The sequence below is a fragment of the Enterococcus sp. BWB1-3 genome (assembly GCF_016745275.1).
Classification (GTDB): Bacteria; Bacillota; Bacilli; order Lactobacillales; family Enterococcaceae; genus Enterococcus_L.
The window spans coordinates 272780-281408 of record NZ_JADOEP010000002.1; the positions used below are offsets into that span (position 1 = coordinate 272780).

The 8629-nt window shown below is 38.2% G+C and carries 7 protein-coding genes; 5 read left to right on the forward strand and 2 right to left on the reverse strand.

Annotation, left to right across the window (positions count from 1 at the left end; all coding sequences use genetic code 11):
• Window positions 1–97: 97 nt before the first annotated feature.
• Complete coding sequence (gene ulaG, locus IW492_RS03030) at window positions 98–1162, reverse strand: L-ascorbate 6-phosphate lactonase (RefSeq protein WP_202064994.1); 1065 nt, start codon at window positions 1160–1162, stop codon at window positions 98–100.
• Between the two features lie 198 nt (window positions 1163–1360).
• Here ulaG and IW492_RS03035 point away from each other — a divergent pair, with 198 nt between their 5' ends.
• The 3 genes from IW492_RS03035 to IW492_RS03045 all read left to right on the forward strand — a co-directional run bounded on the left by IW492_RS03035 (window position 1361) and on the right by IW492_RS03045 (window position 4901).
• Window positions 1361–2122, forward strand: a complete 762-nt coding sequence (locus IW492_RS03035) for a hypothetical protein (RefSeq protein ID WP_202064997.1) — start codon at window positions 1361–1363, stop codon at window positions 2120–2122.
• Window positions 2123–2140: 18 nt separating this feature from the next.
• The gene (locus IW492_RS03040) at window positions 2141–2908 is read left to right on the forward strand and encodes a DeoR/GlpR family DNA-binding transcription regulator (protein WP_202064999.1); all 768 of its coding nucleotides are present in this window, start codon (window positions 2141–2143) and stop codon (window positions 2906–2908) included.
• Window positions 2909–4313: 1405 nt separating this feature from the next.
• Entirely contained in the window at window positions 4314–4901 is a 588-nt protein-coding gene (locus IW492_RS03045; RefSeq protein ID WP_202065001.1) for a DJ-1/PfpI family protein, read from the forward strand.
• Between the two features lie 108 nt (window positions 4902–5009).
• On the opposite strand, the gene rlmN is transcribed toward IW492_RS03045, so the two are convergent.
• Window positions 5010–6086, reverse strand: a complete 1077-nt coding sequence (gene rlmN / locus IW492_RS03050; RefSeq protein ID WP_202065003.1) for a 23S rRNA (adenine(2503)-C(2))-methyltransferase RlmN — start codon at window positions 6084–6086, stop codon at window positions 5010–5012.
• A gap of 553 nt (window positions 6087–6639) precedes the next feature.
• Between rlmN and IW492_RS03055 the strand changes: the two genes are divergently transcribed.
• Together IW492_RS03055 and IW492_RS03060 are read left to right on the forward strand one after the other, a co-directional pair.
• Window positions 6640–7317, forward strand: coding sequence for a CHAP domain-containing protein (locus IW492_RS03055; RefSeq protein WP_202065005.1), 678 nt, complete (start codon window positions 6640–6642; stop codon window positions 7315–7317).
• Between the two features lie 52 nt (window positions 7318–7369).
• Window positions 7370–8047 (forward strand): lysozyme, encoded by a 678-nt coding sequence (locus IW492_RS03060; RefSeq protein WP_202065007.1) that lies wholly within the window; start codon window positions 7370–7372, stop codon window positions 8045–8047.
• Window positions 8048–8629 lie beyond the last annotated feature (582 nt).

The following is an 8629-nucleotide window of genomic DNA, read 5'->3' on the forward strand; positions in this document are numbered from 1 at the left end:
CCTTTTTAGTTCTGATTACTTACACTCCAGTTGACTCCGTGGATATCGGAATCAACTGCAGCTTATCCTGCTAAATTTCCAGCGACTTTTCTGACGATTAGAGGAACGATGGAAACGGTGTATCGTTTTCCACTGTAAATACATCATCAAATCCACGATAGAAATTGAACTCAAGCTTGTCCTTATCATTCGGATAAATGAATTTTCCGCCAACCTGCCAGATAAACGGCTTAAACTGATAATTCAAACGATCTTTTTTAAATTTCCAGATTTCAGTAATTTCTTTGGGATCAGCCATGAAATTTGCCCAAATATCATAATGCACCGGAATCACTACTTTGGCATTCAATGATTCTGCCATTCTCAGCATATCAACTGACGTAACTTTATCTGTTATTCCTCTTGGGTTTTCTCCGTATGCACCCAGACAGACATCAATTTTATGCTCATTCCCGTGTTTGGCAAACATATTGGAATAATGGGAATCTCCTGCATGGTAGATATTTCCTCCGGATGTTTCAAATAAGTAGTTTACTGCAATTTCATCCATATCCTGAGGCATTTTTCCTTTCAGAGTCACTTCAGGATTTTCGCATGTCACTAATGCTGTACGATCGAATGCTTCCAAAGCAACCACCTCAATATCTTTGACTGTCACACGATCGCCCGGTCTTACCACAGTCGTTTTTTCTTCAGGAATGCCCCAATTCAGCCAGGTATTAACAACCTCCCGGGGACCGATAAAACGAGCTTCCGGACAATTTTGATGAACAGCAGCAGCTGTGTTAATATCCAAATGATCAGAATGAATATGTGTAACAATCAGTGCATCTACATTTTTTACCGCAAAGGGATCAATGACAAACGGCTGTGTTCTTAAGTTTGGCTGCATATTTTCACAACCGCTCATTCGCATCATTTGATGCCCTTTTTTCATTTTTCCATCTCCATGGCTTCGTTTACCTGTCCCGCACCACAGATCACAAAGAATATTTGTTCCTTCATGCGACTTAAGCCAAATACCTGTACAACCCAACCACCACATCGCCACAGTTCCTGCCTTAACTGCTTCATTTTCTATTTCCTCGTTTAAGTAAGTTCCCCATTCCGGAAACGTGCTTAAAATCCAACTCTCTTTTGTCACATCATTAATTGTTGCCATATGCTACCTCCATTTTGCTTTTTCTGTTTCGTTTACATTTTCATTCTACAATAAATTTAACCGTTTTCAATCCATTTATACGATCATTAAACATTTTTAGGATCATTTATATTGATATACAATTATTTTTAGATCGTTTAAGTATTTTAATGTTGATTTAAGAACGTTTTGTGATATTATTGCGATGAGGTGATGGAAATGAAGAAAATATTTTGGTCTTTTTTTTATACTAGTAAGAAGATTTTACTTTGGATTATTTATTTGATTTTCACGGTATATATCATATATTTAGTCAGCAATACAGATGGACTAGGTGCGAAGATTATTTTTGGTTTGATCGGCAGTATCGTTTTGACAGTGGTCCTTCTTTTTGAGTATTTAAAAAGAAAATATGAACAGATGATTTATGCTCTAACGATTGATTGTGATATTCCTCGGGCTGAGAACTTGAAAATGGTGCTGGAAATAAAAGATATTTTTAACGGTTTCAAGCGTTCTATGTATATTTTTGATGCATTGCTTCTTCTTGATAAGGGAGAATACAGAAATTGCCTGGAACACTTAGCAAAACATGAAAGGTTTTTCCGTTCAACCTATGACTATCTTTTCATTTACTATCATACACAGCTTCATTGCTATTATTTTTTAGAAGATTATGAGAATGCAGAGCATATTTTGAATTCAATAGTAAAACTTAAATCATTGAAAAAGAAGCAGCTCAGCGGACTCTATTCATGGCATGAAATTGAAGGAATCAAGTTCTATTTACAGGGAAGAAACAAGAAGAGCCTTGAAGCCTTTAGCCAAGTAGATACAAGTCGCCTGAACAATCGGGAACTCGCTTACCTGTTTTATATGCAGGGATGCAGTCTTATTAAAAGCGGAGATACATCAGAAGGCAATCACTTCATTAACAAGTCACGGTCTGTAGGCAAAACACTGTGCATAAATATAGTTTAATGCGGGGAGAGAATAAACATGAAAAGTTCGTATAAAACAATTCAGAACAGACGAGATCAGATTTTTGAGATAGTAAAGGAAAAAGAAATAGTTACTGTCAGAGAAATCAGTGATATGTTAGCTGTATCAGAAATTACTATTCGTCGAGATTTGAATGCTATGGAAAAAATGGGCTTGATTTTAAGAGAGCACGGAAAAGCAAGGATTCTTCAGAAAGAGAACGGACAGGTGTTTAACAAGGAACTGGAAAGTCTAAAATGCTGTATTGCCCAAAAAGCCGCAGAGTTCGTCAAAGATGGAGATACTCTTTTTATTAATACTAGCTCTACTGCTTTGGCTGCCATAAAAAAACTGGAAGAAAAGCGCGTGACAATCGTTACAAATAATGTGAAAGTTGCCAACATTGATCATAATCCCAATTCAACAGTCATTCTTTCGGGAGGAGAAATTCGATTTCCAAAAGAAGCACTGGTTGGCGATATTGCCATTGAATCTTTTTCAAAAATGTCCTCCGATATTTCCATTATCGGCTGCTCCGGATTGAGTCTTGAAAATGGCATCACTACGCCTGTTCTGCATGAAGCAAAAATCAATTCTCTGATTATAGAAAGAACAAGAGGACCAGTAATTGTAGTAGCAGATTATCGAAAAATTGGAGTTTCTTCTAATTTTACCAGCGGGAACATAAAAGATATTGATTATTTAATTACAGATTCTTTTGCCTCACCTGAATCTCTGAATACCATTGAAAAAATGGGAGTTCGGGTGATACAGATTGAGATATAAAGCAAAGAGGTTGTGACAGCTCTTTGCTTTTCTGAGGAGGAATGCAAGTACTTGCTCCTACGCTTCTTCGAATGCTTGAATAGGCTACACTTTGTTTGACAATTTTTCTGTGGAAAATAGAGCGTTAAAAAACACGATCTACGGTGGTTCGTTGGCGAAGCGAACCATTGACAATGAGTTGAGGGATGTTATCCGGAGGGAATCGTCTGTGCCGTTTCTAGGCTCAGGCGACAAGACGAAAACACATACCCCAGAAGGCTCATTGTCAATGGCAACCGTAACAGAACAAACGGATGTGCCTCAATTATTTATAGAAACTGTCAAAAAATTGTTGCCATTCCAGCTCGTCACATATCTGAGAGTCCTGCAAGTACTTGCTCCTACGCTTCTTCGAATGCTCGTCGCATGTCTGAAGGTCCTGCAAGGGCTTGCTCCTACGCTTCTTCGAATGCTCGTCGCATGTCTGAGGGTCCTGTAAGAACTTGCTCCTTCGCTTCTTCGAATGCTCGTCGCATGTCTGAAGGTCCTGCAAGGGCTTGCTCCTTCGCTTCTTCGAATGCTCATCGCATGTCTGAGGGTCCTGTAAGAACTTGCTCCTTCGCTTCTTCGAATGCTCGTCGCATGTCTGAGGGTCTTGCAAGGACTTGCTCCTTCACTTCTTCGATTGCTCGTCACATATCTGAGAGTCCTGTAAGAACTTGCTCCTTCGCTTCTTCGAATGCTCGTCGCATGTCTGAAGGTCCTGCAAGGGCTTGCTCCTTCGCTTCTTCGAATGCTCATCGCATGTCTGAGGGTCCTGTAAGAACTTGCTCCTTCGCTTCTTCGAATGCTCGTCGCATGTCTGAAGGTCCTGCAAGGGCTTGCTCCTTCGCTTCTTCGAATGCTCGTCGCATGTCTGAGGGGGTTCCTTGCAAGGCAGGCCAATACTTTTTCAAATAGGTGCACATTTGTATTGAGAATCGAACAATGTGAGACTCGTAGAGACAGAAGTACCCAGTTTTAAGAACTAGGTAAGTACTGTTTAACGCTAGTATGAACTAAACTACGATGAGTGTTCTATAAGAAACCTCGGGCAAGCCCGAGGCTTTCTTACAAAATAGTGATTCTCAACAATTTCTAAATGGCTTTGCCATTTAGAATTGAAGGCTCTCGCTCCAATCCTCAAAGTATATACAGACTGGAACACCGTTTATTCGGTTGCAAATATCCAAGACAGACTACTGTCACAAATCCTCTTTTCGATTCTAAAGTCAGCCAAACTTCCCCCATTCATTTCTTTTTTTGCAGGTCGTCTGTTTTTCTCTTTTCTTAAAAAGAACATCTATTATCAGCCCACTTCTTCACACTCTCTGCTACTATTCCCTGCCAAAATCTTGTATACTAAAAAAAATAAGGAGGGATGCTTATGAGTGAAAAAATTGTTTTACTGCTTTTAACCGATGAATGGGCAGATTGGGAAGCCAGCTATGCAATTTCCAACATCAATCATACTGCTCCATACAAAGTTAAAACCCTTTCTATAGATTCCGATCCCAAAGCTTCAATCGGCGGCCTTAGAGCAATGATTGACCTGACAATAGACAGCTTCGAAGATTTTGAAAAGACTGCACTTCTGATTATTCCCGGCGGTCTTTACTGGAAAGAGTCTGTGGCGGAGCATAAGCAAATCAGCACATTCATTGAAAAAATCAGAACACATGAAATACCCATTGCTGCTATTTGCGGAGCAACCATTTTTCTAGCCAGACATGGTTTTCTGGATTCCGTTGATCATACCGGAGATGAATTTGCTTACTTCAAAGATGAGAAACCGGCTTATCAGGGAGCTGATCATTTTAAAGAAGCTCAGGTCGTCGTCGACCAAGGATTTATCACAGCTAATGAAACCGCAGCAGTAGATTTTGCCCACGCCATTTATACATTACTTAAAATTGACACGACAGAAGAAATTGAAGCTTGGCGGGATAATTTCAAGTTTGGATTGGTTCGTTAACAAAAAAATAATTGGACACCAAAAAAAGACTCCTTCTGCAACAAACTCAAAAAGTTAGATTTTCGGTCTAACTTTTTGAGTTTGTTTTATTCCAAAGTCTTCTTTTTTCTATTTTGCTGTTACTTTCTTTTCTTTTTGGATTTGCTTGCTTCTCAGCTGTCCGCAGGCTGCATCAATATCGGTGCCATGCTCCTTGCGAATCACGCAATTTACTCCGTTTTTCTTCAGAACATCATAGAACGCCAATACATCTGCTTTATCACTGCGGCTGTATTGGTCATGTTCGCTGACTGGATTATAAGGAATCAGATTGACATAGGTTAATTTCTTCTTATCCTTCAGAAGCTCTGCCAACTGACGGGCATGCTCCGGGCGATCATTTACATGGTTCAGCATAATATATTCAAATGTAATTCGTCGATTTGTTTTTTCAAGATAATTGTCTACTGCTGCCATCAGCTTCTCTATTGGGAAGCTTCGGTTAATTCTCATAATGGACGTTCTAACGTCATTATTCGGTGCATGAAGTGAGATAGCCAAATTTACCTGCAGACCATTTTCTGCAAACTCATTAATTTTAGGTACAAGACCGCTAGTTGAAACTGTAATATGGCGTGCACCAATTGCCAGTCCTTTTGCATCATTAATGACATGCAGAAAATCCATTAAGTTATCATAATTGTCAAATGGTTCGCCAATACCCATGACAACTACATGACTGACACGTTCTTCTTTCTGGCGTTCATCAAAATAATGCTGAACTTCCATAATCTGCGCCACTATTTCCCCGGCAGTCAGATCTCGTTGTTTCGTCAGAAGTCCGCTGGCACAAAACGTACAGCCGATGTTACAGCCCACCTGAGTTGTTACGCAAACAGACAAGCCGTATTCCTGACGCATCAGGACTGTTTCAATCATATTTTTATCAGGAAGTTCAAAAAGATATTTAACTGTCCCATCTTGAGACTCCTGAATAATCACCTGACGCAGCGGATTAATGATAAATGCTTCTTCAAGAACTTCAATCAGCTGTTTGGATAGATTCGTCATTTCACCAAATGTTCGAACCCGTTTTATGTATAGCCATTCCCAGACCTGAGTTGCTCGAAATTTTTTCTCACCATGTTCTATAAACCAGTTGATCAGTTCGTCTTTTGTTAATCCATAAATGGAGATCTTTTCCACCTGTTTTCCTCATTTCTTCTTAACTTCGTTTCATTACTATAACTCATTCTTACAGTCATTGCAACAGAAGCTGCTATGCTTTTCACAAAGTTCTAATATTAATAAAGTCAAATTGGCTGCCTACGCACTAATACTATAGAAAGCTGATTGAGCGATGCTCGTTGCCATTATATATTGATCTATATGGGTTGATACCGGACAGGATAAAGAAGGGATATCTCTTCCTTATCCTATTCATGAAATATGTTGGTTTATGGGTCTATGAAAGGTCACAACAAGCTATAGCTCTACTTATTCCATCATGACTTAGACTTCAAAGTTATCGTATTTCCCCATTCAAACTAATATTTTGCGTAATTTATGCATCAAAAACCGAAACAGTTACAAGTATAGCTTCTTTTATTCCAATTGCCAGAAGATAAGCGTCTCTCATATTTAACTTTGAAAGTAAAATGACAGTGATTTGAAAGTTTTAGTAAGCTAATTAGTATTATGATAGGTATATAGAAATAACAGCGCTGAATTTCTAAATAAAATGAAAGGAGAAATCAGTATGACGACACAAGCTCAGGGTCTTCAGTGGATAAATAATTCCATTGGAAAAACCTATGATTTTGATGGTTTTGCTGGGGCACAGTGTTTTGATCTAATTAATTCTTATGCCTTTGAACTCTTCTCAACAAGTTTTCCAGGAGCTGGAGCAATTGATTTATTAAGTACTGGTAACAGGGCTGGTTTTAAAGTGATAAATCAGACAGTCAATAGTTATCCGAAGCCAGGTGATATTTTCATTATGGAGATATACGGTAGTCAATGGGGACATACAGGTCTCATATTATCTGCTGACACGGCAGGTATGTGGGTTGTTGATCAAAATTTCAAAGGTACAGCACCAACAATCAATTATCCGGCAGAAAAACGATATATTAAATATTTAGAATCCTACGGAAAATTAGCAGGTTGGATTCATCCACCATTTAGCAGTTCACTAGAGGAAGAAGATGGGACAAAAAAGAACACCAAAATGCAATGCTTTTTTAGAGTTACAAATGAGTCGTTAGTCTACTATTTTGATGGAAAAAGATTGACTCCAATCGGGAATCCCGATGAAATCAACATTTTAAACGATATTTACAAAGCCAACAATGGAAAAGCAATGCCAAGCTTTGTGCTAGATAAACCTTGGTTTGTTCGGTTATCAGATGTTGCAAAACGCAATGTGCTCATATAGAGACACAATCAGAAAACTTTCAATAAGTTTTTTGCATGAAAGGATAAAAAAGATGGCAAATGAAAACATGAAACCGTCCTCAAAAGGAAGGGATTTGATTAAGAAGTGGGAAGCTCTAAGGCTGAATGCTTATCAGGACTCTGTTGGAGTTTGGACAATAGGTTATGGGCATACCAAAGGAGTCTATGCTGGATTGGTCATTACAGAAGCACAAGCTAACGTATTTCTGGATGAAGATATGCAAAACCATGCTGTAGGTATCTTTAACTACGTAACCGTTCAATTGACACAGAATCAATTTGATGCCTTAGTCAGCTTTCACTTCAATCTAGGAGTAAATATTCTTAGTGGTTCTCAACTGTTGGTTTATTTGAATCAAAAGCAATGGCAGTCTGCAGCTGCTGAAATGAAAAAATATGTTTATGCAGGGGGCCAAATCCTAGAAGGTTTGGTCAACCGAAGAAAAGATGAGGTTGATCTGTTTTTAAAAGAAGAACCTGAAACTACGAAAGGAGAGATTACAATGCAATGTTTTTTTAGAGTTACAAATGAGTCGTTAGTTTACTATTTTGATGGAAAAGGATTGACTCCAATCGGGAATCCTGATGAAATTAATATTTTAAACGATATTTACAAAGCCAATAATGGAAAAGCAATGCCAAGCTTTGTGCTAGATAAACCTTGGTTTGTTCGGTTATCAGATGTTGCAAAACGTGCAGTATATAAATAATAACTCATAGTTATATACTAAAAATAACATTAAATCAGTAGAGTAGAAAACTGATTTCAAACACCGAGCCTCGGCTCGGTGTTTTACTTTCAGCTCCCCCTCATCAAACCGTACGTGAAGTTTTCCTTCATACGACTTTCCAACATTCTTTGCCTTGTGCATTACAGTTTTACTCAATTGCTAGTTTCTTTAATTTCCCCTCTAGTGGATTAACCACTACATGTCATTTTCTATATTTTTTTTTCGTTTTGTGTTGTAATGAATGATTAATAACTCCCTGATGTACCTATCAATCTTCGCCAACCATTTCTGGGCTTTCGTGATAAAAGATATACCCTAAAGGTCTGACACATATTCTTCATGGCTTTCTTATTAAGAACATGTTCCAGTATATAAAATACTTTTCCATTTTTCCCCCTTTTAGGAAACTTCCGATGATGAAACCTAAAAAAAAAACAGAATGAGTGTGGGACAATAGTCAGAAAAAAATCTAATTATTGTCCCACTTTTTTTGATTTTAAGGTATACAAAAAGCACACGACCTTATAAGATTAAAGTGACTAAACTCAACCAAAAAGGAGT